Raw genomic sequence first — 23,012 nt, forward strand, 5'->3', positions numbered from 1 at the left:
AAAAACCTTTTCAATGGCAGGGACTCCTCTTAACCTGGGAAAAACTCTCTATAATGGACCGCACCCAGCATGGCTTTAGTAAAAAACCAAACAGAAGTAACCAATTCCACAATCGGAGAAAACTCCTACTTCAATGGTAAATTCTTCATCAATGGCTCACTCAAAATTGATGGCAAATTTGAAGGAAAATCTCTGCAAGCAGAGCACCTTTACATCGGCGTCACTGGCAAAGTAAAAACGAATATCACCGCTTCGAGCGTGATCGTGGAAGGGATTGTTGCTGGAAATGTCACGGCAAGAAACCGAGTTATGCTCCTTCCAACCTCAAAGATTCTTGGAGACATTAAAACTCCCGAGCTCATCATTCAGAATGGTGTGATCCTCGAGGGGAGATGTATGATTTCTAATGATTTGAAGCATAGTGCAAAGGATTTGATCGAACTTGAATACTCAAAGGATTCTCTCAGTGTTGAAAAAATCTTTGGGAAACAGCCTACTACCAAAGAATAATTGAAGACGATACTTCTTTCCGAAGGGGATCCGACGAGCATCAATTATGAGCTGCTCCTTGGATCTCAGTCTTATCTGAAAAAACTTTCCAAACAATTCCGCATTGTTCTCATTCGAGGGAACCACCGTCTAAAAGATCAGGTATTTTCTCGGGTGGAAGAGATTCCCGATACATTCGGTCTTTTTTCTTTGCATTTGCATTCCCTCTCTCCCTCAGAAAACAAACAAATCAAACTAGGCAAACCAAGTGAAGTTTCTGGTCGAACGTCTTATCGGTCCCTACTTGCTGCCATCCACTTGCAAAAGGAAATTCCTTCTTCTCATCTCATTACCCTCCCGCTCAGCAAAGAATGGGTCATCAAATCAGGAGTGAGTGATTTTCGAGGTCATACAGAAACTTTGGCATCGTCCTACAACAGACCCACCTATATGATGATGTCGGGAAAAAATCTAAAGGTCATTCCCCTGACAACACACGTCCCCCTCAAGGAAGTAACCAATGAGTTAAAAAAGGTCCAAATCAAAAGCCTGATTTCAGCGATCAAAAACTCTAAGCTTTTGAAAGAACCTAAAATTGGTCTCCTGGGCTTAAATCCGCATGCGGGTGAAGGCGGTAAGATTGGTAAGGAAGAAATTGAGATTTTGGAACCCTTGATGGATGCCTTTCGAAAGGCCAAACTTGCGATCACAGGACCTCTCTCTGCTGACTCGGCGTTTTTAAAGGACGCCAAATCTTTCGATTTATATTTGTCCTGCTATCACGATCAGGGACTCATCCCATTTAAAATGATTGAAGGAAAGGTCGGGGTAAATGTAACCTTAGGTTTAGATTTCATTCGCGTATCGCCAGATCACGGAACTGCCTTCGATATTGCAGGGAAAGGAAAAGCCGATCCAACTGGTCTTCTCTCTTGTTTGAAACTTTTAGAAAATTAAAATGACACTTATCGAATACTTAGCATTCCCGATTCTATTTATATGGTTCATAGGATTACTATTAACATTCTTTAGGCGAGATCTCGAACCCCATTGGAAATTCTTTTTCTTTTTAGTTTTTTGTTTTTATATGGTACAATTTTTTCCAGAGTTTTGGGCAGGCGTTTCCCGTTGGAAGACCAATCCGAAAGCAGAACTTTTGACTTGGATTTCTGCTCTTGGAAATGCTACGTATGTATTTTTATTCTTACTCTGGCCCCTCGTGTTAATCCGTATTTATTACTCTGCTTCAAATAACTTGAGTAAAACGCTCATTCCTCTTCTTGCATACGGAACTGTGATCTACTGGGTTTTGTTTTTTTTATGGTCTTATTATTCCAAAGAGTGGAATCAATTTTTAGAAGGATTTATCACAAAATAAAGTTAAAGGAAAAAGTATGTCAGTCCCATTTATCGATATAAAACGTTTTGAGTCAGGATTTTTAGACGAGTGGAATGAAAAAGTAAAATCAATGTCTGCTGTAGCACAGTTTATTGGTGGATCAGAAGTCACAGAACTGGAAGCTGAACTGGCAAAATGGACAGGCACAAAATATGCGTTAGCTTGTGCAAATGGGACGGATGCCATTCAAATCGCCTTGCGAGCCGTAGGTGTAGGTCGGGGTGATAAGGTTTTAGTTCCAGATTCGACCTTTTGGGCCACATTTGAATCTGTTGTCAATGTCGGAGCCGATCCTTATACGATCGATACAAATCCAAATGACCTCCAAATGGATTTTTCTGTTTTTAAAGATGCCATAGAGAAGGTAAAACCGAAAGCAGCCATCATAGTCCATCTTTACGGATGGGGGTCAGGGGACATCGAATCCTATCGAAAGCTTTGCAAAGAAAAAAACATTCCTCTCATAGAGGATGGGGCTCAGTGTTTTGGAGTGAAATTTAAAGGAGATCCGATTTACAAGGATGCTCTCATTTCCACTACATCCTTTTACCCTGCCAAAGTGTTAGGTGCTGCTGGTGATGGTGGCGCCGTTTTCACAAATGATGAAGAAATTTCCATCCTTGCCCGAAGGCTTGCCAATCACGGAAGGACATCTCATTATGAGCATGGCATCGTTGGCTGGAATTCTAGGTTAGATTCCTTGCAAGCTGCCTTCCTTCGTATTTCCCTAAAACATCTTTCGGCCCGGATTGATTCTCGAAGGAAATCCCAAGAATTCTTTTATGCAGAACTTCCGAAACTTGGAATCAATGTGATCCATCCTCCGGCAAACTATTATGAGAATGGCTACTGCAATGTGACTCTCGTCGATCCAGCGGAACGTCCAAAAATAGAAGCGGTCTTAAAAGAAAAGGGAATTGGCTTTGGAAATATTTACCCTGGAGCGATGTCAGACCAGCCAGGAGCCAAACCGCACTTGATCGAAAGATTTGGAAAAGATCAAAATGCTAGACGAATCGCAGCCTCCGTATTAAATTTTCCTTTATTCGCATATATGACTGATGGTGAGTTAGCTGAAGTGATTTCCGCTATCAAGTTATATAAGAAATAATAGGACAAAATGGAAAAATTTAGAATTGGCGTATTCTTGTTTCTTCTCCTGGTCGTTGCTGTTTTGACTTTTAGTTTAACGAAAAGTTGGCGGCTGTATGATTCAGGATATGAGGTCACGGTAGAGACTCCAGAAGAACTCAAAGAAAAGGAAAAGGATAACATCCTAGATCCAAATGCTGATTTAGATTTAGAAGACGGAACGGGAAAGGTCCTTTGGAAACAATATTTTATTTATCCTGTTGGTCTTGTGACAGAAGCGGGCGGAGTTGGTCCAGATGGAATCACTTCTCATGCAAGGAATCTTTTTTCAGTTAACTTAAAATCTGGAACTGTGAAAAAACTCTTTTTAAGAGATATTTATATCTGGGATTTTTTCTCGGGCGAATTCACTAAAAAGATTATCTCCAATAACATTGATGAACCGAAAGAAGATACTCTATCCATAGAGAAAAAATTGATCATCATCGCGGCAAATTTAGATTCAAATAAAGATGGTGTTCTAAATCATAAAGATGCCAAACGAATTTTTATCTATGACCCCGATCGAGAGTTATTAGAAGATGTCATGCCTGAAGGATACCAGTTTAAGAAACTGATTTTGAATACCCAGAAAAACAATCTAGCGCTTGTCGTTAAAAAAATTCCGATGAATACTTCCTTAGAGTTAGAGAAGAAAAAAGAAACACCAGCGGCGACTGTTATCAAACAAGAAATTTTTTCTTATGATGTAAATACTAATAAAGGGGTATTAACAGGCGCTTTAGATTGAGTTTGTTTTTGGCACCAGTTAAAAAAAAGCCTGAGTAAAATACTCAGGCTTTTTTGTTTTTAATTACGTCGTACGATTTAGCTTAGGGCGTCCTTAACCAACTCTGCTTGTTCTTTAAGATGCGTGACAACGTGTCCACAGGCAGGGCTTGGAAATTCTGATCTTCCCGCATAGTGAAGGCGTTTGCTCTCAGGGATCAATCCTTCAATCCTGTCTCGAATGAACGACCACGCACCTTGGTTTTTCGGCTCTTCCTGAACCCAAACAAACTTCTTTGCTTTTGTATATGTAGAAAGCATCTGTTTGATTTGTTTCTCTGGAAATGGATACAATTGTTCTACGCGAATGATCGCGATGTTTTCTTTTTTCTCAGTATCCACTGCTTTACGTAGGTCGTAATACACTTTACCGGAACAAAATAAAACCTGATCTACTTTTTCGGGTTTTGCGATTGGATCGATCAGGACCTTTTTAAAAGCCCCTGTCGTGATTTCATCTAAGGTAGAGCCAGCCTCTTTGAGTCTGAGTAGGGACTTTGGAGTCATGATCACGAGAGGCTTTCTGAAACTTTGTAGAATTTGTCTTCGTAACAGATGGAAATACTGTGCTGGTGTTGTCAGGTTGGCAACCTGGATGTTGTCTAGTGCACATAACTGCAAAAATCGCTCTAGTCTTGCCGAAGAATGTTCTGGACCTTGGCCTTCGTAACCGTGTGGAAGAAGACAGACAAGTCCACTCATCCTTTGCCATTTGATTTCAGAAGAAGAAAGAAATTGGTCAAAGATCACCTGTGCATTATTCGCAAAGTCTCCAAACTGTGCTTCCCACATCACTAGGGAATTTGGATCAGCAAGGGAGTATCCATATTCAAAACCGAGACAGGAGTATTCAGAAAGTGAGGAGTTGACAATGTCAATTCTTGCCTGCTTTTCGCTGATATGATTGAGTAAGGTGAGTTTTTTCCCATTTTTGATGTCGGCGAGTGTCGCATGCCTGTGTGAGAACGTGCCTCTTTGCGCATCTTGGCCTGCAAGGCGGATGGGGAATCCATTCTCGAGGATAGAACCAAAGGAGAGAGCTTCCGCAAAACCCCAATCAATTGGTAGTTCTCCTGCACCCATTTTTTGCCTGTCCTCTAAAACCTTAACATGTTTCGGGTTAGGAGAAAAGCCATTGGGAATAGTGGTAATCGCTTTTACAATCCCACCTAATTGTTGTTGAAGTAGCTCTGTATGTACATCTGAATCTAGAGGCTCTTTCGAATATCTAGACCAAACTCCGCCAAGAGTATCCACAGTTATACGTGTATCTTTTTCTTTGGCCTGCTGGAAGGAAAGTTCTAAGCCTTCATTGATGCTATCTTTGATGTGCTTGATTTCCTCGGCAGTGATATCACCACGTTTGAGTAATGCTTCCTCATATAGAGAGATGGTTTTTGGATGTTTTTTGATGATGTCATACATTTGTGGTTGAGTGAACGTAGGCTCATCCATCTCGTTGTGTCCAAGTCTTCTATAGCAAATCAAATCGATAATCACATCTTTTTTGAACTTTTGTCTATACTCTAGTGCTAGTTTGGTGACTCGGTAGGTTGCTTCTGGATCATCTCCATTCACATGAAAGATGGGAATCTGGTAACCCTTGGCAAGGTCTGTTGCATAGAGCGTGGAACGAGATTCATTTGGGAGAGTTGTAAATCCAATCTGATTGTTGATCACAATATGAAAGGTTCCGCCCACAGTGTAACCATCTAGGTTCATCATGTTTAAAGTTTCTGCGACAACTCCCTGACCTGCGAAAGCAGCATCCCCGTGGATGGCAACTGGCATATATTTCGAACGGTCCGTATCTTTTAACATCTCCTGGCGTGCACGGACTGAGCCGGCAATCACAGGATCTACGGCTTCTAGGTGAGATGGGTTAAAGGCAAGGGAAAGTTTAACCTCTTTACCAGAATGCGTCATGACATGATTGGAATAACCTAAATGGTATTTTACGTCCGCATAACCCAATTGGCCAGGGTTCAATTTTTCTTCGAACTCGGCGAAAATAAGTCCCGCAGGTTTGCGGATGATATTCACAAGTACGTTGAGTCGCCCTCGATGTGCCATGCCAATCACGAGCGCATCCATCTTATGGAGACCCGCTTCTTCGACGAGGGTATCAAGCATAGGAATCATGGTTTCTCCGCCTTCCAGGGAAAAACGCTTTTTCCCTACGAATTTTTTTGCGAGGAAGTTTTCAAAGGTATCTGCCTGGTATAATTTTTCAAAGAGTCGCAGAGCGGTGAATTTCGCAATGGGCTCATTATTGGCGAGAGGTTCCATTCTATTTTGGAGCCATTCTCTTTCTTCGTCATTTACTAAATAATAATGTTCTGATCCAATCGAACCGCAATACGTTTTTTCAAACCAGTCGATGACCTTGGATAGTTTTGCCTTTCCGAGATTGGCAACTCCAGAATCGACTTCTGTTTCAAGGTCAGAAGACTTGAGAGCCTGTAACTTCAAATCGATAAATTCTCTATTTGGTTTATTGATCCCGAGAGGGTCGAGATTAGAAGCAAGGTGGCCTTGCCTCCTGTAAGCATTAAGTAAATTGATGATTCCAAAATCACTGAGTGAGGAATCCTTTCTGTGTTCAGAAGATGAATAATTTACGTAACCATTTCCATTGAATCCGTTGCCGTTACCATTCGTTCCAACGGAGCTTCTTTCTAAGTCTTGAAAAAAAACTACCCAATCGCTAGAAAGTGAGGAAGGATCTTTTTTGAATTGATCATATAACTCTTCTAATACGACAGCGTTGTCTCCGTATAAACTCATCATCTGTTCTGCAGTCATTTTTTTCTCCGTATGTAATGCATGGAAATCATCAATTTAAATTTAGCTTATTAAGAATGTATCGACCATTTTGCGTCGGCGTCCATGGCGGCTTCTCGAATGACTTCGGAAAGCGTAGGGTGCGCATGTGTGGAACGCGCAATGTCTTCGGCGCTCGCTCCAAATTCAAAAGCAACCGCGATCTCTGCGATCATATCCGAGGCACGTGGGCCCACGATATGAACACCAAGCAGTTTGTCCGTTTTCTTGTCAGAGAGCACTTTCACTTGCCCATCGGGTTCATTCATCGCTTTAGAACGAGCATTTGCTTTGAACATTGACTTGCCCACCTTGTATTCTATGCCTTGGGCTTTGAGCTCTTCTTCCCCACTTCCTACCCAGGCCACTTCCGGCCAAGTATAGACAACCCAAGGAATGGCACGGTAATTGACATGCCCAGCTTTGCCAGCTAACATCTCAGCTAGGGCAATGCCTTCGTCTTCTGCCTTATGAGCAAGCATAGGGCCGTCAATGACGTCGCCTATGGCATAAATATTAGGGATATTTGTTTGGAAGTGGTTTTGTTTGACTTTGATCCGACCACGTTCTGTAAATTCGATTCCTATCTCTTTAGCACCAAGTCCGTCCGTGTTTGGCCTACGTCCAATGGAAACAAGCACTTTGTCGCCATCCAAGATCGATTTGGTACCATCCTTGGCTTCGATTTCGACTTCTACTTTTTTGCCCTTTACCTTCGCTCCGTGCACTTTCGTTTCAAATAAGAAAGTTAACCCTTGTTTCTCGAGGAGGCGTTGCGTATAGCTAGCAGTCGCGGCATCGGCAGTTCCAAAGAGTCGGGGAAGTAGTTCCACGATGGTTACTTTGGCTCCAAGCCTTGCCCAAACAGAGCCAAGTTCGAGTCCGATCACTCCTGCACCTACGATGATCAAATGGTTCGGTACTTCGTCCAAAGCAATCGCATGGTCAGAGGTGATCAAAGTTTTTCCGTCGATAGGAAGAGGAGGGATCTCTATCGGTGTCGATCCTGTGGCAATGATGATGTTAGTTCCTTCAATGGTTTCTGTTTTTCCGTCATCGCTTGAGATAGAGATTTCAGTTTTGGAGATAAATTTACCAAGCCCCATATAACGCGTGATCTTGTTTTTTTTCATCAGGTATTCGACACCGGATGTCACTTCACTCACGACTTTGTCTTTTCGTTCCATCATTTTTTTGATGTCGATTTTGACTGTGCCTACCGTGATCCCATGATCACCTAGTTTGTGTTTTGCCTTGTCGAATTCTTCTGAGGAATCCAAAAGAGCCTTCGAGGGAATGCAGCCTACATTGAGACAGGTTCCGCCAAGTGTTTTTCTTTTTTCTATGATGGCTACTTTTTTGCCGAGTTGAGCGGCGCGGATGGCAGCTACATAGCCACCTGGTCCTGCACCAATGACGATCACATCAAAATTTTCCATGAATTAAACCTTATACCTCAAAGAGAAGCCGAGTCGGATCTTCTACCGCATCTTTGATTTTGACTAGGAACTGAACTGCTTCTTTTCCATCTACGATTCTATGGTCATAGGACAAAGCAAGATACATCATCGGTCGGATGACAATCTGGTCATTTACTACGACTGCGCGTTTAACGATATTGTGCATGCCAAGAATGGCCGATTGGGGAGGATTGAGTATGGGAGTCGACATCATCGATCCGTAGACACCACCGTTCGTTACGGAGAAGGTTCCACCTTCCATATCCTCTAACGCGAGTTTGCCGTCTTTTACCTTACCTGCAAGGCGGGCAATTTCAGACTCGATCTGGGCAAAACTGAGTAAGTCTGCATCCCGAACAATTGGTACAACAAGACCTTTGGGACCACCGACAGCGACTCCTATGTCATAGAAGTTTTTGTAAACGACGTCAGTACCACGGATCTCTGCGTTAATCGCAGGAAACGCTTTTAAGGCCGCAACAGCTGCCTTTGTGAAAAGGGACATGAAACCAAGACCGACACCGTGTGTGTCCTTAAATTTGTCTTTGTACTTTGTACGAAGTTCCATGATGGCACTCATGTCCACTTCATTGAATGTTGTGAGAATGGCGGCTGTATGTTGAGCCTGTACGAGTCGATTGGCAATGGTTTGTCTGAGCTTTGTCATCGGAACGACTGTTTCACGTGGACCCGCAGATCTTGCTCCGGCTGGCACTTGTTTTGCGATCACGGGAGCGGGTGCAGAAGCTGTCGCAGGGGAGGATTTTGATGATTCCATATAAAGAACCACATCCTCTTTTGTGATTTGTCCGTTGCGTCCAGTGCCTTTAATTTTTGACGCATCCAATTTATTTTCTTCAATCATCTTGCGAGCTGCAGGAGGGAGCTCTTCATTTGTAGTGCCTCCACTAACAGAAGCAGGTGCCGCTTGCGGGGTAGGTGTCTGTGCTGGAGCGCTGGCATTGCCTTTGGCGCCTTCTTCGATGGTTGCAATGATATCTCTAACTTTGACAACATCGCCCACTTTTTTAGCGATGCTTTTTAGCACGCCTGTTGCGGGTGCTGGAATCTCTAACGAGACTTTGTCGGTTTCAAGTATGGCGAGGACTTCGTCAGCTGTGACAGAATCGCCTTCTTTTTTTGTCCAAGCACTGATAGTTGCTTCGGTTACGGATTCCCCCATCTCGGGGACTTTAATTTCTATTGCCATGTAGTTTTCCTAAGATCAGGTTTAATCGAAAATGGGGGTTGTTTGAATGGGATTCCATGGAATCTAAGACTACGATACCGTAAACAAAGGTAAAAACGCAAGTCAAAATCCGAAAAGAGTTGAGTTTGGTTCCTAGTCGTTAGCATTGCACCATGATTTATACGTTTCAAGGCAAAACGCCAGTGATCGCACCCTCTGCCTGGGTTGCACCTTCCGCCGACATTTTAGGGGATGTAACGATTGGGGAAGATTCCTCCATCTGGTTCCAATGTGTGCTCAGGGGAGATGTCAATTTTATCAAAATCGGCAAACACGTGAACATCCAAGACATGACACTCGTTCATGTTTCTAGAAATCTGTATCCCGTCATCATCGGAGACTACGTCTCAATTGGCCACCATGCGACCATCCATGCTTGCACGCTCAAAGACCATTCTTTTGTCGGTATGGGGGCAACCGTAATGGATGATGTGGAGCTAGGGGAATGGTCGTTTGTGGGAGCTGGGTCTCTTGTGCCGCCTGGTAAAAAAATTCCGCCAGGGGTTCTCCTTATGGGAAGCCCTGCCAAAATCATCCGCGACATCACAGAAAAAGACAGGGAAATCATCACGAGAACTGCGGAGAATTATGTGAAGTACAAAGAGAATTACCGGGCAGAAGGGATTGTTAGTAAGATAAGGTAAGTGTATGATATAAGGAGCTCCAATCAAATTCTATCTGTCGTCGAGCTGAAGTTAGCTTCTCTTGTTGGGCTTTTGTATTCTGAGCCATATCGGTTATTTTCGATTTGTATAATCCAAATAGATCGATTCCCAGTTAAAGTTCAGTTTTGACCTCACACTCGTATCTCTCCTTAGATTTTTCCATCCAACATTCTCCTTCCTCGATTTTTGTTTCTGATTCCAGGGTATTCGATAAAATCGAAAGACTTAGGTTAATTTCTGTGATAACCTTCCAAGGATGAATACATCGCAACTGGAAGGCTACCTTGGAAAGTTCTTACACAAACGCGTATTCATCGAACATAGTAATTTATTCCAAGCGAGATTCGTAGCTACGATTCTGATTGTCGCAAGTGTCACTGCTTTCTCGACAGGGCTACCACTTATCTTTTTTTTAGGTGACCCTTCCGGTTACGTTACTTTTGGTTTTGGTATTTTTATTTCTCTTTTATTACTCGCCTTTCGGCTCGGGTTAAATACATCGCTTAGTTTTATTCTCCTCGAACTCTCCACTGGATTCCATTTTCTTTTGTGTCGCGCCATGCAAGATCGAATCGATTGGCCACTTGCCGTATGGCTTACCATATTTCCTATCTTGCGACTGTTATATGGTGGATTTCGACATGGGCTTGGTGGAATCGGATACTCGTGCTTCCTTGCCTTCTGCATGTTTATGCTAGAGAGTTATTCCCCGTTCGAACGGGTGGCAGTATCAGAGATCATCTCTTTCGAAAGGGGTGTCTCATTTATGATCGCCATCTTTATCATCACTGCCGTATTTAATGAGCTGAGAATGCAAGCAATGGGACAAGCAGAACGCGCAGCCAGTGCGAGAACTCTTTTTTTAGCCAACATGTCTCACGAACTTAGAACGCCGATGAATGGGGTTTTGGGTATTACGGAAATTATACTTTCAAATCCGATTCCCGACGATATCAGAAGCCAGCTGGAACTCGTTCAGCGTAGCGGCAAACAATTATTAGTCTTAGTAAATGATATTTTGGATTTGACTCGATTAGAAAGCATGAAAATGACCTTAGAGTATATGCCTGCCGATCTCAGATCTCTCGCAAATGATGTGATTCAACTTCTAAAACCTACTGCGGATCAAAAACAAATCGCGCTTACCTCTGAAGTCGATTCCTCAGTACCTGAGAGCTGTCTTACAGATCCCATACGTTTAAAGCAGATTTTGATCAACTTAGTCGGCAATGCCGTTAAATTTACCTCGGTGGGCAGTGTGAGTTTACTCCTTTCCCAGAAAGCCGATCAAATTAAGTTTCAAATCAAAGATACGGGAATCGGAATTTCGCAACAAGTGAAAGAACGGATTTTTTCACCATTTGAACAGGCTGATTTATCCTTCACTAGACGCTTCGGAGGCAGTGGGTTAGGACTCGCCATATCACAGAGATTAGTTGGTATTTTGGGAGGGGAATTGTCAGTAAGCTCGAACGAAGGTATAGGGAGTATTTTTTCATTTGAAATCCGTTGCCAAAAAGGAAATGGCTTACAATCGAATCAAAACAAAAACAAATCGGTTAAGAAAGTATTTTCTCATAGAGTGCTTGTCGTAGAAGATAATGAGGTAAATCGTTATGTTGCCTCGGGAATGTTAAAAAAATGTGGATGTCTTGTCACCCACAGCACAAATGGATTAGAGGCGATCGAAGCGATCCATGGCGAAAACTTCGATTTAGTTCTTATGGATTGTCACATGCCCATTATGGATGGTTTTGAAGCGACCCGGCAGATTAGAAAATTACAAACTCACCATGCTAAAATACCAATTGTAGCACTCACTGCTTCTGCCTTAGCGGAGGATAAGGAATCTTGTTTTCAATGTGGAATGGATGACATCCTAACCAAACCTTTGTCATTTGAGGATTTAAGGCGGGTCCTCCAAAAGGTAGAAAACAAATCATTTAATTCATAATATATTCCAATTCGAAACTTTTGCAATGGCCTCCAGGGCGGCGGTGCCGGCAAGGGAGTTGCCATTTTGGTTGAGGCCTGGGGACCATACCGTGATCACTCCCACTTCTGGCACAACGACTACGATCCCTCCACCAACACCACTTTTTCCCGGCAGACCCACTCGGTAGGCAAAATCTCCTGAGGCATCGTAATGACCACATAACATCATGATTGAATTGATACGTCTTGCCATTTCAGGGGAGATAATCCTTTTTTTTGCAATCGGATCAAAACCTTCACCTGCTAAATACAAAAAAGCTCTACATAATTGTTCACAATTCATTGAGACTGCACATAACGAACAGTAGGTCTCTAAAACTGCCGCTACTTCGTGTTCAATGTTTTGACAGCTTTTCATAAAATTTGCCAGACTTGCATTTCTGTGAGCTGTCGAAATTTCTGATTCTGCAACTTCGGTATCAATCCCAATCGAAGGATCACGGGAAACATCCTGAATAAAAGAAAGGACCTCACTCAGGCAAATCTCAGGACTTTTGTTTTTAAGTAAGATATCGCTGAGTACCAGCGCGCCTGCATTGATAAACGGGTTTCGTGGTATGCCACGTTCCATTTCTAATTGAACGATGGAATTAAAAGCATTTCCAGAAGGCTCATGGTGCACTCGCTTCCATAATTCATCGCCAATCATTCGTAAAACCAGTGTTAGTGAGAATACTTTCGAGATGCTCTGGATGGAAAATAAAACTTTGGAATCTCCATAATTTGAGACTTCACCATCTAACGATAAGATAGAGGCACCAAAGTGCTTGGGGTTGATTCGCGCTAATGCAGGTATGTAATTTGCAATTTGTCCAGTTCCAATTTTATCTTGTATGGATTTGCAGGCAGTTTCTAAAATTTGTTGCATGAGTTAATCTTTTTTAAGTGCTTGCGTTTGGATTTCGTGACTTGTTTGGCCTGGATCAGTTATGTAGAGCTCCATAGTGAAGTCTGCTTCTTCGCTTGGGCCCAGTGTTTTTCCATGCAAAAAATGACTCGAGTAGTGGAGGATACGACTCTTTTTGTCGCGGAGGATCAAAGATATTTCAACATATTGTACATCATAGTCCTCAAGATTTTTTAATCTTCCTGTTAATACTAATCCTGATGATTGATTGACAATGTCAGATCTTAAGATTTCGATGCGAGGGTTTTTCCTTTCATAGTAAAGTTTGGTCGCAGTGATCTTTGTTTCCATTTTATCGAATTTGGGTGCCTCTTTTAAAAGGATCTGAATCATCGATTTTTCGTTTGGTTCAATTATATTTTTTGCCGCATAACCAAATGTCGATGTTAATAGTTTTCCTTTTTTATCGTAAAATTGGATATCTACTCTCGGCTTTTCTGCAGGTACTGAGCCAATATTTTGAATGTAGCCAACAAAATAAACATTTCCAATGACATCGGGGAGTGGGGTCAAGGACTCCAACTGAAAATCACTTTCAGGGAGGTCTTTTGAGACCTCCTCTTCCGGTAGGATTTCCTTTTCAGGTTCTATTGTCAGTTTCGTGGTATCCGCTTGTTTCATAGAATTTGAAAAAAAATCGAAAGCATATTGTGAGATGAAAAAATAAGCTAAAATAATTGAAAAAAAGACAGCATACTTGAGGCGATTTTTCTTTGATGAGGGGGCATTCCCGTTTGTTCGGAGAGGGTCCGAGTGAATTTGTGAGGGAGCTACGGAATTTGCAAAATCGATTTTCGAGAAGCAGGCATTGCATCTTGATATCGTCTCGGATTCTTTATAAAAAGTTTCATTTCCACATTGTGCACATTTAAACATTATTTCTCTCAATTCAATATTTTCTAAAGAATATCGTATTCGATTAAGACTGAAAGCAAGAAAAAAAATTCCAACTTGTCAGAATATATCTTCTTAGAAAAATTAAATCTCTGATATCGCAAAAGATAAGGACAAAATGAAAAAAATTTTAATCTTACAGGGCAATCCCAAAAAAGATTCGTTATGCGGTCTTTTGGCAAAAACTTATTATGAAGAAGCAAAAAAGCAATACGATGTGAAACTGATTGAAATCAAAGATCTTAAATTTGAGTTAAATCTTTATGTTGGTTATAAGGAAGATCAAGGATTAGAGCCTGATCTAAAAAATGCACAAAATGCGATATTAGAAGCAGAGCATATCGTATTCATATTCCCAAATTGGTGGTCCACTATGCCTGCGCTATTGAAAGGTTTTCTCGACCGAGTTTTTTTGCCGAGTTTCGCGTTTAAATACCGTTCCAATTCTCCGCTCCCTGAAAAGTTATTGAAAGGAAGGTCAGCAAGGATCATCATCACAATGGATGCGCCCCAATGGTATTACAAATGGTTCAATAAGGCACCTGGATTGAACGCCCTAAAAATTGGAACTTTAGAGTTTTCGGGGATAGCGCCTGTTAAATCAACATGCCTAGGACCAGTGCGTAAGGCACCACAGAAGAGAATCGATAACTTTATTCAGATCGTGAAAGCACTCGGAGCCAAGGGTCTTTGATACTCTCATTGACCCGGTAATCTAATTTGTAAAAGGTTCAATCAAAGAACTAACCCGATCAGCCAACTCTTTTGAACTTAAATCCTTAATGGCATCAAAAGGGATCGCTGGAAGAATCGTCAATCGAACCTTGGCTGGCCTCATGATGTTCCCATTATTTTCCATGATATCTGCCGTTCCATGAATGGCGATCGGAATGATAGGCACGTTTGCATCCATCGCCAAACGAAGGCTACCTGCTTTGAATGGTTTCATTTTCCCGCCCTTGCTGCGAGTACCTTCTGGGAAAATCAAAAGTGAGTGACCATTTTTTAAAACATCTACACCGGTTCCGATTGCCTTAGAGGCATCGTTTCGATTTTTTCTATCAATGAAAACGCAGTTCATAATTTTCATCCAAGCACCAACGACTGGAATTTTCAGAACTTCGATTTTTGAGATGAAACCGAAAGGTTTGGGTAGGTGCGCGATGAGTACGGGTATATCAAAGGAGCCAACATGATTCGCAACAAAAAGGACTGGACCCTTCGGTAGATTTTCGGCACCGCTGACTTCTACTTTGGCTCCCACAATCCAGAGAAGGGCTTGTGACCAACTTCTAGGTACTTTATTTTTTTCCCAGTCTGTCTCTTCGATGGTTGGCATAGAAATTCGATTTGCCTGCCATCTCGCAATGAAACTAAAAAATCCTCGAAGAAAGAAGAAAACATAAAATCCGATTGTTCGTATCATAAGGTTCGCTTTAGGATGTATCGTACATCTAAAAATGAAAGCGAATTTTCTTTTTACTCTGCTATTCCTATTTCTCGGCTGCCAGAAAGAAGGGCTTGTCATACCTCCTCAGGTTGTTGCGGGAACGATCGACCTTCGTGACTGGAATTTTGAAAAGGTGGAAGTGCTCGAATTGAAAGGAGAATGGGAATTCTATTGGCAGAAATTTTTTTCTACAAAAACAGAGGAGCAACTTGTTCCGGCTTTTGTAAAAGTTCCTGGAGAGTGGCAGAACTACGGATTTGATGCACTTGGATATGCGACGTATCGAGTTAAGATAGTTTTACCAAAAGATATCAAACCTTTATCTATAGACATGCGGAGCATTGCCTGTTCCTACCAACTTTATCTAAACGGCGAATTATTAGGGAATCAAGGTAAAGTTGGTAAAACCAAAAAGGAGGCCGAACCTTTTTTAAATCACCAGATCCTTCATATCCCAGTAACTTTTTACGATCCTTCGAAACCGGAGATCGAGCTTGTCTTAAACGTGAGTAACTTTCATTATTTCCGAGCTGGTATCTGGGATACAGTTAGCCTTGGTTTGACAAAACACATTCTCAAAGAAGAGAAAAAGAAATTTGTAATCGATGTTATCGTTTTAAGCTGTCTTTTTCTCATGGGTTTATACCATCTGGGATTGTTTTTTACAAGAAAGGCAGACAAATCACCTTTATATTTTTCTGTCTTTGTGATTTTGATTGCCATTCGTACGGCGAGTATAAACGAGCGAATGATTATGGATTTGTTTCCAGGTTTATCATTTGAATTTGTAAGTAAACTTGAGTATTTAACGGTTTATATAAGTGGTTTTGTATTTCTAGCTTTCGTCGAATCTTTATTCCCAGAGGAGGCTGTTAAAAAATGGTCAAGATGGTTAAATCTATTTTTTATACCACCATCCTTACTCGTCGTTTTCTATCCGATGTATGTTTTTGGGCAGGCAATCTCCTTTGTAGAGATTGGAATCTTTATTGAGATCCTATATGTTGGATGGATGCTATTTCTTGCTGTTAGCCGGAAAAGAGTAGGAGCCAAGTTATTTGTTTCGGGCTTTGTGATTCTCTCAGCCACAGCAATTCATGATATTTTGAAAGGCAAACAAATTGTATATTCACCTTATCTTATGGGATACGGACTACTCACCTTTATTGTATTTCAGGCTGCAATTTTATCTCGCAAATTTGCAATTGCCTATCTCAATTCTGAAGAGTTGGCTAACGAACTAAAATTATTTTCTAGAAATTTAGAAGCTAAAGTAAAATCAAGAACGGCTGAATTACAAACAACACTTGAGCAAATCAAAGAGTTAAAATACCAACAAGACGGTGACTATTTTTTAACTTCTCAATTATTAAAACCACTTAACAGCAATAAATCGATTAGCGAGACTTGCAAAATCGAATCTCTTTCGAGTCAGAAGAAAAAATTTCAATTTCGGGAATGGCAGGAAGAGATTGGTGGCGATCTTTGCATGGCAAACGATATCGTCCTGAAAGGCAAAAAATATGTTGTCTTTGTAAATGCTGATGCCATGGGGAAATCACTGCAAGGAGCAAGTGGTGCGCTCGTATTTGGGAGTGTATTCGAATCCATCATCAATCGTAATCGAATCGCTCCAAATTCTAGGAATGTATTTCCGGAGAGATGGATCAAAGATGCCTTTATCGAATTGCACCATGTTTTTGAAACTTTTGACGGATCAATGCTGGTATCTCTCGTTATGGGCCTGATTGAAGAACAAACGGGTATCCTGTTTATGATCAATGCAGACCATCCGCCAGCAATTTTATATCGAGACGGAATTGCTTCTTTTTTAGGCCATGAAAAATAATTCCGTAAATTGGGAACACTCGGTGCGAATGGTTTACTGCATGTATTTACTACGCAGCTTCACCCAGGTGATACCGTAATTCTCGGATCCGACGGCCGGGATGATCTACTCATTACAGAGGAAAACGGAAGCATTGAAATCAATGAAAATGATTCTTTAATTCTAACACATACAGAAAAAGCGAAGGCTGATTTGAAAGGTATGCTTCAGGAGATGATGGATTTTGGAAGTCAGTATGATGATTTAACGCTTCTTAAAATTACCTATGATGCAAAGTATGAAAAGAAGGATGTAAAAGAATCGATTCAGTTATATGAAAATCATTTCAAATCAAAAAAATATGAGAAGGCCTTAGAAGTTGTTGATACGATCTGGGACGAGATGCAAGCAGACACAGAATTCTTATATCAGGTTTCATATGCGCATCGGAAGGCCAAGAATTATGCAACTTCTTGTGATATTGGAGAAAGGGTAAGACTTAGGGATCCTTATCATTTAAGAAATTTGATCAATCTAACAGCCGTTCATGAAATAACGGGAAATAAAATCCGTGCCAATGAACTTTTAAAATTTATTTTAAAATTGGATCCAGAAAATAAACGGGCTCTTCGAAAAAAGAAAAATTTGTTTTATTGAATGGTAAATCTAATACCCTATCTGTCAGAAAATGGCGAAGATAGGGTATTCCCTATTAACGAAGTATCAATGTTTCAGAACTTGTTTTTGGAGAATAAAAAGTTAAATCAATGGGAGGTTTATCCAATTGGCAAATCTTTACGTTGGCGGCTGTGGAACAAGAAGCCGTACCTGAAATCTTACATCCTTTTGCCTCACAGGATTTACGATCCCCACGACATTGTTGGCAACCATTTTTGCTACCACTACCACAGAGTAAACAATCCTCTGCAAATAATGTTGGTGTGGCGACCATGGAAATAATCGCGATCATCAAACTGTAAACTACTTTCATAGATTCTCCTTTTGTCAGCTTTTGACTGACAATATTCGCAATACTATTGCCTTATTTTTACAGATGGCTACTCAAATAATCTTGTAACAGAAAAAAATGAAATTGGTTTACCCCCTTTTTCTCGTCATATCTATTGGATGAGGAAGCAGATTTAGAATTGGAATATGTCTATTTTTAAAAATCCAACGCGAAAATATCTTTCGGTGAATGTACTTCGTGTCTTCATCGGGGTAATCTGTTTTTTCCTCTCGATTTACCTTGCAAACACAGGGATACTCTTGTTTGCATCCCTTTATTTGTTGTTATCGCTTGTATGGTTTTCTCTTTCGATGACATCCCTCATTGAGGAAGAAGGTAATTTTGCTTACTTGGCAACCGCACTTGACCTAAGTCTTGGGACTTTTTTTGTATACCTGACCGGAACTTTTTCATCACCCTTTACATTCGGCTTGTTGTTTGTAACAGCTATTAGTTCTTTGAATATAAAATTAAACCAAGGTTTGTTCTCCCTTTTTTACGGAAACATCATTTACACTGCGTTAGCTATTTTTGTCTATAGGGAATGGATTCCACCTTACGATGCGTTTGGTCCTTCAGTGCATATTAGCAACATCGGGTTGATCGTAACCATTTCTTTGTTTGTTGCCTCAAATATAAGCTTGTATTTATTTGTTCGCAATCTATCTAAATCAAATCTTCTTCTCCTTTCGCAAAAAGAGATGGAGAAGCAGAAGGCGGAAAAAGCGTATCTCGAAGCAGAGGCATCAAACCAAGCGAAGAGGTATTTTCTCGCGAATATGAGTCATGAAATTCGCACGCCCATGAATGGTATTATTGGTTTGGCGAGTTTACTGCAGAGAACCGAATTGAATGAAGAGCAGAATGATTTCCTAGAATCGATTGTCGTGAGCGCTAATAATTTAGTCTCCATCATAAATGATATTTTAGACTTTTCCAAAATCGAAGCAGGTAAATTGGAGTTAGTTCCTGAAAATATTAATTTAGAAAGCTTCTTAATGGAGATCAATAACCTACTCATTTACCGCATCCGTGAAAAAAAGATCACATGGAAAATCAATTTTGATCCATCACTTCCAAAATGGATTTTTGCGGATCCAATTCGTTTGAAACAAATCCTAATCAACCTAATCGGAAATGCGATTAAGTTTACGCCTGCAGCAGGCAGAATTGAAATGAATGTCCATCTTGAAATGAAGAGAGAGAACATTTGCAAGATCCGATTTGAAATTTCTGATACTGGGATCGGTATTGAGCCTGAAAAGTTAAAAATTCTATTCTTACCTTTTGAGCAGGCAGACCATACTACCACTAGAAAATATGGAGGGTCAGGACTTGGTCTTGCCATATCGATGAGCCTGGTGAAAATGTTGGGTGGAGAAATTACCGTTCAAAGCGAACTAAATAAAGGATCCATATTTGGATTTAGCGTTGATATCAAGGTGATCGACCAAGATGAGATAGATGCGATCACTAATGTTCAAGTTTCACAACCGAAAAGAAAAATACATTTACGTAGAGATCTTAGATTTCTGAGTGTTGATGATAATGAAATCAATCAGAAAGTAATGCTTAAAATATCTAGAATCCTGAACATGAATCTAGACTATGCAAAGGATGGTCGCGAGGCTGTGCTTGCTCACTATCAATCCCCCTATGATATCATCTTTATGGATATGCAAATGCCAGTCATGGACGGTCTGGAAGCCACTCGCAGAATCAGATCTATGGAAAAACGCTCCTTACATTCTGCACTCATCATTGCTATGACAGCCAATGCCTTCGAGGAAGATAGAGAGAAATGTTTTCAGGCAGGTATGAATGATTTTTTGGCAAAGCCAGTCCAACCAGATGCCATCATCGAGTTGATAGCACGATATGCAGAGATAACCGAAGAGTCTACGACACTCTGATCCCATACTTTAAAATCAAGATACACTCCTTCTAATTTTATTACTGTTTCAAGGGAAAATACAGACAGAGAAAGCGGAGTATCTACTTTTGAAAGGGAAACGGCATTTTATGGTCCGGAGCTTCTCAAAATCTTCGTAGGACAGGCTTTCCGTAGGGATATTTTTCAGCCAAGTGAGCGATAAATCCTCGGTAAGAAAACCAGCCAGATTTTCCTCTGTTATCCGGTGCCTTTTCAATATGCATCTCTTGGGCAGGCATAAAGCTAAAACCAATTAAAAACAAATCCTCTCTTCCTTCAGACTTAACATGATCCAATATGATAGAAACATGTCCGATCCCACCATTCTCATTTTGGACAAACAAATCACCTGGCCTTAGTTCGGTGACTTTTACCTCTCTTCCTCCCATTTTAATCGAATGCGAATTTGAGTTTGCAAATGCATTTCTCAAAAATTGAGGAAAAGTTTTCCCGCTCGATTTGTAAAATGCCTTTTTGCCGGAGTATTGAAATAGGTAAAGCTCTGAAAGCAGGTTGTTTTCTTTATGGAAATCAGCCCAAAGTCTCATCGTAAAATCGGCACATTGTTCAAGATCGTCGGTATAAAGCAAAGGTTTGTCGATGACTCCGAGACTTTCATACCAGTGGGAAAGGTCTTCTCGTTTATAGGAATAAACTTTGTTTTCTGATTTTAGTGAAAGTTTTTGAACGTAACCGGAAAAGCTGGTATCGGCATAGGGGACACGAACATAATCTAAAGGCAAAGGTAGGGAACTGATCTTACTTGGAGACGAATAAAGAATTGGACTTATTAAAAATAGAATCAATAAAAATATAAACCATTTCATTTCGATCTCATCCTAGATACCTTCTTTAGGGAATCAAGTTCTCTTCTTGACAGTTTCGAAAATTTAGGATAAATATTCTGAGATAAAGATGCAAACCCGGCAAACTAAAACTTATGAATGAAGAGACTCAAGTTTTTTTCCGGAAGATTATCATGAGCAATGAAGAGATTCTCAAATTGCGGATACTTCTTTATGGTCTCAAACTCAGGGCATTAAATGCACAAATTTTATCTGCAAATTCTGGATCTTTTGCGGTCAGCTATGGAGTTGTCGCGACAGAAATCATTCATTTCAATCAGAAACTGCAAGAAACAAATGATAAATTATCAGAGAAAATTGCTATTGTACTCAAGGCCACAAGTAGGATACAAAGAATTTCTCATATCAATGGATTGATCTCACTATCCTTGGAGAAATCGAAAGCGCGGAACAACGATATCCAACATTACCAACCGATTCGAAGAAGATCGGAACAGCGAATCACTGATTTGCATGAGTTAGAATCAGAAATTAAAAAAATATTTTCTGAGATACGCATCTTAATTCGAAATTCCATCAAGTTGTGTTTGGAAGGTCGGAGCGTATCCCTACAAACAAGGATAGAATCGGCTACGATTACAGAAAATCAAAAGCTTTTTTTAGCAGTTGCCGAAAGCTTTGATTCTGCTTTGAACATTATAGAGTCGTCTTATCGTTATCTGGTGAAAGTATGGTAGCAAATGAAAAAAATTGAAACAATTTATACGGATCATGATCACAAATGGTCTGTTATCGCACGAGATCCGGCAAAACCAAATTACCTCATTGATACAAATGAATATCTCATTGAATCAATGGGATTAGGTCTCTTGACCGATCCTGGTGGTAGCGAAATATTTCCCGAAGTATTCTCGGCATTAGGTGAGGTTTTTGCACCTTCGAATTTAAAAAACATCTTCGCCTCTCATCAAGATCCTGATATCATTTCTTCCATTGCTCTATGGCTGGAAGTAAATCCTGAAATTAAATGTTACATCAGTTGGTTATGGACAAGTTTTTTGCCCCATTTTGGTGGGAACGCGGAAACGTTTATTCCCTTAAATGATGAAGGCGCTGATATCAATCATGGCTCTTTAAAGTTAAGAGCCATACCCGCTCATTATTTGCATAGCGCAGGTAATTTGCATTTATGGGATGAGAAAGCAAAGATACTTTTTAGTGGGGATATTGGCGCCGCCTTGCTTCCGCTAGATGAAACTGCTCTTTTTGTGAAGGATTTTGATAAACATATTCGCTATATGGAAAAATTTCATAGTCGTTGGATGGCCTCAGAACAAGCCAAACTTTTATGGTGTGAACGCATTATGAAACTCAAGCCAGATATGTTATGCCCTCAACATGGCGCAATCTTTCAAGGCAAGGATGTAGAAAGATTTATAAATTGGTTTCATGATCTGAAAATTGGAATGGATGCTCTCGATTTGTCTAAATCCTAAAAATGGCAGAGTCATCTTCTTCTTCTTTCAGATCATAGTATCCGTAAACGAAGGATTTGCTGGCTCTTACTTCTAGACCGTAAAAGTATTCTGAAATGCGACCTGATTTAATGACTTCCAGCTTATATTCTTCTGCAAGAAAGGTCATCTTATCGAGTGATATTTTTTCATTGATTTTGGGACCAAAACCAGATTCCGTTTTTGCCCAATCCACAATTAAAAGGCGACCTCCTGGTTTCATAGATCGGATCAGCCCATCCATCGCCAAACCTGGATTAGGAAAAGTAGAAAGTGAGAGTGATGCAAAAATAATTTCTGGAACAGGAATCCATTCCGGCAAAAGAGGGTGATCGGACTGATCTATGTAAAAGGGAGTTAAATTGTCCAGCCCTTCGAGTAATTTACGTCTTAGGATCATGTCGATGATGTCCTGCTGACACTCGCCAGCCCATATCCAGACATTCGGAAACCACTTTCTAAACTCTGTAAAATAAAAACCAAGCCCCGAACCAAAATCCACTAGGTTGGTCACACCCTTCCAGTTAAAGAACTGATAGACATCTTCGGGAGAACACACTTCCTTTCTGTGACTAGAAATCAAGTATTCTTGGTATTTTAGTGACTTGTAGTATTCTGTTTCGGACATAATTACAAAAAGATAGAAAAGGGAGAGGAAGTACAATAGAAAA

The 23,012-nt window shown here is 40.6% G+C and carries 20 protein-coding genes and 1 pseudogene; 12 read left to right on the forward strand and 9 right to left on the reverse strand.

Annotated elements, in window-relative coordinates; translation table 11 throughout:
* Window positions 1-69 precede the first annotated feature (69 nt).
* The 5 genes from EHQ58_RS11525 to EHQ58_RS11545 are packed head-to-tail and all read left to right on the forward strand — an operon-like array spanning window position 70 to window position 3,770.
* The gene (locus EHQ58_RS11525) at window positions 70-510 is read left to right on the forward strand and encodes a bactofilin family protein (protein WP_135624038.1); all 441 of its coding nucleotides are present in this window, start codon (window positions 70-72) and stop codon (window positions 508-510) included.
* Window positions 511-1,446 (forward strand): PdxA family dehydrogenase, encoded by a 936-nt coding sequence (locus EHQ58_RS11530; protein ID WP_135624039.1) that lies wholly within the window; start codon window positions 511-513, stop codon window positions 1,444-1,446.
* Between the two features lies 1 nt (window position 1,447).
* On the forward strand, window positions 1,448-1,867 hold the full coding sequence (locus EHQ58_RS11535; protein WP_135624040.1) for a hypothetical protein: 420 nt from the start codon (window positions 1,448-1,450) through the stop codon (window positions 1,865-1,867).
* A gap of 16 nt (window positions 1,868-1,883) precedes the next feature.
* A complete protein-coding gene (locus EHQ58_RS11540) occupies window positions 1,884-2,999 on the forward strand; it encodes a DegT/DnrJ/EryC1/StrS aminotransferase family protein (protein WP_135624041.1) in 1,116 nt (371 codons plus the stop codon).
* 9 nt (window positions 3,000-3,008) lie between these two features.
* Window positions 3,009-3,770: a hypothetical protein gene (locus tag EHQ58_RS11545; RefSeq protein ID WP_135624042.1), complete on the forward strand. Its 762-nt coding sequence runs from the start codon at window positions 3,009-3,011 to the stop codon at window positions 3,768-3,770.
* A 77-nt stretch (window positions 3,771-3,847) separates the two neighbouring features.
* Here EHQ58_RS11545 and EHQ58_RS11550 read toward each other — a convergent pair whose 3' ends face one another.
* From EHQ58_RS11550 to odhB, 3 genes are read right to left on the reverse strand one after another with little or no spacing between them, the layout of a single operon-like run.
* Window positions 3,848-6,613 carry a 2-oxoglutarate dehydrogenase E1 component gene (locus EHQ58_RS11550; RefSeq protein ID WP_135624043.1) on the reverse strand — a complete coding sequence of 922 codons (2,766 nt, stop codon included), beginning with the start codon at window positions 6,611-6,613 and terminating at the stop codon, window positions 3,848-3,850.
* Window positions 6,614-6,663: 50 nt separating this feature from the next.
* Window positions 6,664-8,070 (reverse strand): dihydrolipoyl dehydrogenase, encoded by a 1,407-nt coding sequence (gene lpdA / locus EHQ58_RS11555; protein WP_135624044.1) that lies wholly within the window; start codon window positions 8,068-8,070, stop codon window positions 6,664-6,666.
* A gap of 10 nt (window positions 8,071-8,080) precedes the next feature.
* Window positions 8,081-9,301 carry a 2-oxoglutarate dehydrogenase complex dihydrolipoyllysine-residue succinyltransferase gene (gene odhB / locus EHQ58_RS11560; protein ID WP_135624045.1) on the reverse strand — a complete coding sequence of 407 codons (1,221 nt, stop codon included), beginning with the start codon at window positions 9,299-9,301 and terminating at the stop codon, window positions 8,081-8,083.
* Window positions 9,302-9,453: 152 nt separating this feature from the next.
* On the opposite strand from odhB, the gene EHQ58_RS11565 reads away from it, so the two are divergent.
* Together EHQ58_RS11565 and EHQ58_RS11570 are read left to right on the forward strand one after the other, a co-directional pair.
* Window positions 9,454-9,984: a gamma carbonic anhydrase family protein gene (locus EHQ58_RS11565; RefSeq protein WP_135624046.1), complete on the forward strand. Its 531-nt coding sequence runs from the start codon at window positions 9,454-9,456 to the stop codon at window positions 9,982-9,984.
* Window positions 9,985-10,261: 277 nt separating this feature from the next.
* Entirely contained in the window at window positions 10,262-11,959 is a 1,698-nt protein-coding gene (locus tag EHQ58_RS11570; protein WP_135624047.1) for a response regulator, read from the forward strand.
* Here EHQ58_RS11570 and EHQ58_RS11575 read toward each other — a convergent pair.
* Both EHQ58_RS11575 and EHQ58_RS11580 read right to left on the reverse strand, forming a co-directional pair.
* Window positions 11,954-12,868 (reverse strand): glutaminase, encoded by a 915-nt coding sequence (locus tag EHQ58_RS11575; RefSeq protein ID WP_135624048.1) that lies wholly within the window; start codon window positions 12,866-12,868, stop codon window positions 11,954-11,956. The two genes, EHQ58_RS11570 and EHQ58_RS11575, sit on opposite strands and share 6 nt — an antisense overlap.
* Before the next feature lie 3 nt (window positions 12,869-12,871).
* Window positions 12,872-13,528 carry a hypothetical protein gene (locus tag EHQ58_RS11580; protein ID WP_135624049.1) on the reverse strand — a complete coding sequence of 219 codons (657 nt, stop codon included), beginning with the start codon at window positions 13,526-13,528 and terminating at the stop codon, window positions 12,872-12,874.
* Window positions 13,529-13,919: 391 nt separating this feature from the next.
* On the opposite strand from EHQ58_RS11580, the gene EHQ58_RS11585 reads away from it, so the two are divergent.
* Window positions 13,920-14,495, forward strand: a complete 576-nt coding sequence (locus EHQ58_RS11585) for an NAD(P)H-dependent oxidoreductase (RefSeq protein ID WP_135624050.1) — start codon at window positions 13,920-13,922, stop codon at window positions 14,493-14,495.
* Window positions 14,496-14,516: 21 nt separating this feature from the next.
* Here the strand turns inward: EHQ58_RS11585 and EHQ58_RS11590 are convergent, their stop codons facing one another.
* Window positions 14,517-15,227 carry a lysophospholipid acyltransferase family protein gene (locus EHQ58_RS11590; protein WP_210412809.1) on the reverse strand — a complete coding sequence of 237 codons (711 nt, stop codon included), beginning with the start codon at window positions 15,225-15,227 and terminating at the stop codon, window positions 14,517-14,519.
* Window positions 15,228-15,582: 355 nt separating this feature from the next.
* Between EHQ58_RS11590 and EHQ58_RS18975 the strand changes: the two are divergent.
* Window positions 15,583-17,736: pseudogene (locus tag EHQ58_RS18975) on the forward strand (7TM diverse intracellular signaling domain-containing protein).
* Window positions 17,737-17,791: 55 nt separating this feature from the next.
* On the opposite strand, the gene EHQ58_RS11605 reads toward EHQ58_RS18975, so the two are convergent.
* Window positions 17,792-18,070: a hypothetical protein gene (locus EHQ58_RS11605; protein ID WP_210412810.1), complete on the reverse strand. Its 279-nt coding sequence runs from the start codon at window positions 18,068-18,070 to the stop codon at window positions 17,792-17,794.
* A gap of 164 nt (window positions 18,071-18,234) precedes the next feature.
* Here EHQ58_RS11605 and EHQ58_RS11610 point away from each other — a divergent pair, with 164 nt between their 5' ends.
* The gene (locus EHQ58_RS11610; protein WP_135624053.1) at window positions 18,235-20,001 is read left to right on the forward strand and encodes an ATP-binding protein; all 1,767 of its coding nucleotides are present in this window, start codon (window positions 18,235-18,237) and stop codon (window positions 19,999-20,001) included.
* A gap of 124 nt (window positions 20,002-20,125) precedes the next feature.
* Here the strand turns inward: EHQ58_RS11610 and EHQ58_RS11615 are convergent, their stop codons facing one another.
* Entirely contained in the window at window positions 20,126-20,848 is a 723-nt protein-coding gene (locus tag EHQ58_RS11615) for a DUF4846 domain-containing protein (protein ID WP_246047338.1), read from the reverse strand.
* A gap of 152 nt (window positions 20,849-21,000) precedes the next feature.
* Between EHQ58_RS11615 and EHQ58_RS11620 the strand changes: the two genes are divergently transcribed.
* Window positions 21,001-21,564 carry a hypothetical protein gene (locus tag EHQ58_RS11620; protein WP_246047339.1) on the forward strand — a complete coding sequence of 188 codons (564 nt, stop codon included), beginning with the start codon at window positions 21,001-21,003 and terminating at the stop codon, window positions 21,562-21,564.
* A gap of 3 nt (window positions 21,565-21,567) precedes the next feature.
* Window positions 21,568-22,323: an oxygen-binding di-iron domain-containing protein gene (locus EHQ58_RS11625; RefSeq protein ID WP_135624055.1), complete on the forward strand. Its 756-nt coding sequence runs from the start codon at window positions 21,568-21,570 to the stop codon at window positions 22,321-22,323.
* Here the strand turns inward: EHQ58_RS11625 and EHQ58_RS11630 are convergent.
* Entirely contained in the window at window positions 22,313-22,969 is a 657-nt protein-coding gene (locus EHQ58_RS11630; RefSeq protein ID WP_135624056.1) for a class I SAM-dependent methyltransferase, read from the reverse strand. The two genes, EHQ58_RS11625 and EHQ58_RS11630, sit on opposite strands and share 11 nt — an antisense overlap.
* Window positions 22,970-23,012 lie beyond the last annotated feature (43 nt).

Source organism: Leptospira ognonensis (genome assembly GCF_004770745.1).
GTDB classification, from domain to species: Bacteria; Spirochaetota; Leptospiria; order Leptospirales; family Leptospiraceae; genus Leptospira_A; species Leptospira_A ognonensis.

Coding starts and splice junctions, on each gene's coding strand:
- EHQ58_RS11525 (WP_135624038.1), top strand. CDS start 70: ATGGCTTTAGTAAAAAACCAAACAGAAGTAACCAATTCCACAATCGGA.
- EHQ58_RS11590 (WP_210412809.1), bottom strand. CDS start 15,227: ATGATACGAACAATCGGATTTTATGTTTTCTTCTTTCTTCGAGGATTT.
- EHQ58_RS11615 (WP_246047338.1), bottom strand. CDS start 20,848: ATGAAATGGTTTATATTTTTATTGATTCTATTTTTAATAAGTCCAATT.
- EHQ58_RS11580 (WP_135624049.1), bottom strand. CDS start 13,528: ATGAAACAAGCGGATACCACGAAACTGACAATAGAACCTGAAAAGGAA.
- EHQ58_RS11535 (WP_135624040.1), top strand. CDS start 1,448: ATGACACTTATCGAATACTTAGCATTCCCGATTCTATTTATATGGTTC.
- EHQ58_RS11540 (WP_135624041.1), top strand. CDS start 1,884: ATGTCAGTCCCATTTATCGATATAAAACGTTTTGAGTCAGGATTTTTA.
- lpdA (WP_135624044.1), bottom strand. CDS start 8,070: ATGGAAAATTTTGATGTGATCGTCATTGGTGCAGGACCAGGTGGCTAT.
- EHQ58_RS11570 (WP_135624047.1), top strand. CDS start 10,262: ATGAATACATCGCAACTGGAAGGCTACCTTGGAAAGTTCTTACACAAA.
- EHQ58_RS11550 (WP_135624043.1), bottom strand. CDS start 6,613: ATGACTGCAGAACAGATGATGAGTTTATACGGAGACAACGCTGTCGTA.
- EHQ58_RS11620 (WP_246047339.1), top strand. CDS start 21,001: ATGAGCAATGAAGAGATTCTCAAATTGCGGATACTTCTTTATGGTCTC.
- EHQ58_RS11625 (WP_135624055.1), top strand. CDS start 21,568: ATGAAAAAAATTGAAACAATTTATACGGATCATGATCACAAATGGTCT.
- EHQ58_RS11545 (WP_135624042.1), top strand. CDS start 3,009: ATGGAAAAATTTAGAATTGGCGTATTCTTGTTTCTTCTCCTGGTCGTT.
- EHQ58_RS11565 (WP_135624046.1), top strand. CDS start 9,454: ATGATTTATACGTTTCAAGGCAAAACGCCAGTGATCGCACCCTCTGCC.
- EHQ58_RS11575 (WP_135624048.1), bottom strand. CDS start 12,868: ATGCAACAAATTTTAGAAACTGCCTGCAAATCCATACAAGATAAAATT.
- odhB (WP_135624045.1), bottom strand. CDS start 9,301: ATGGCAATAGAAATTAAAGTCCCCGAGATGGGGGAATCCGTAACCGAA.
- EHQ58_RS11585 (WP_135624050.1), top strand. CDS start 13,920: ATGAAAAAAATTTTAATCTTACAGGGCAATCCCAAAAAAGATTCGTTA.
- EHQ58_RS11610 (WP_135624053.1), top strand. CDS start 18,235: ATGTCTATTTTTAAAAATCCAACGCGAAAATATCTTTCGGTGAATGTA.
- EHQ58_RS11630 (WP_135624056.1), bottom strand. CDS start 22,969: ATGTCCGAAACAGAATACTACAAGTCACTAAAATACCAAGAATACTTG.
- EHQ58_RS11605 (WP_210412810.1), bottom strand. CDS start 18,070: ATGAAAGTAGTTTACAGTTTGATGATCGCGATTATTTCCATGGTCGCC.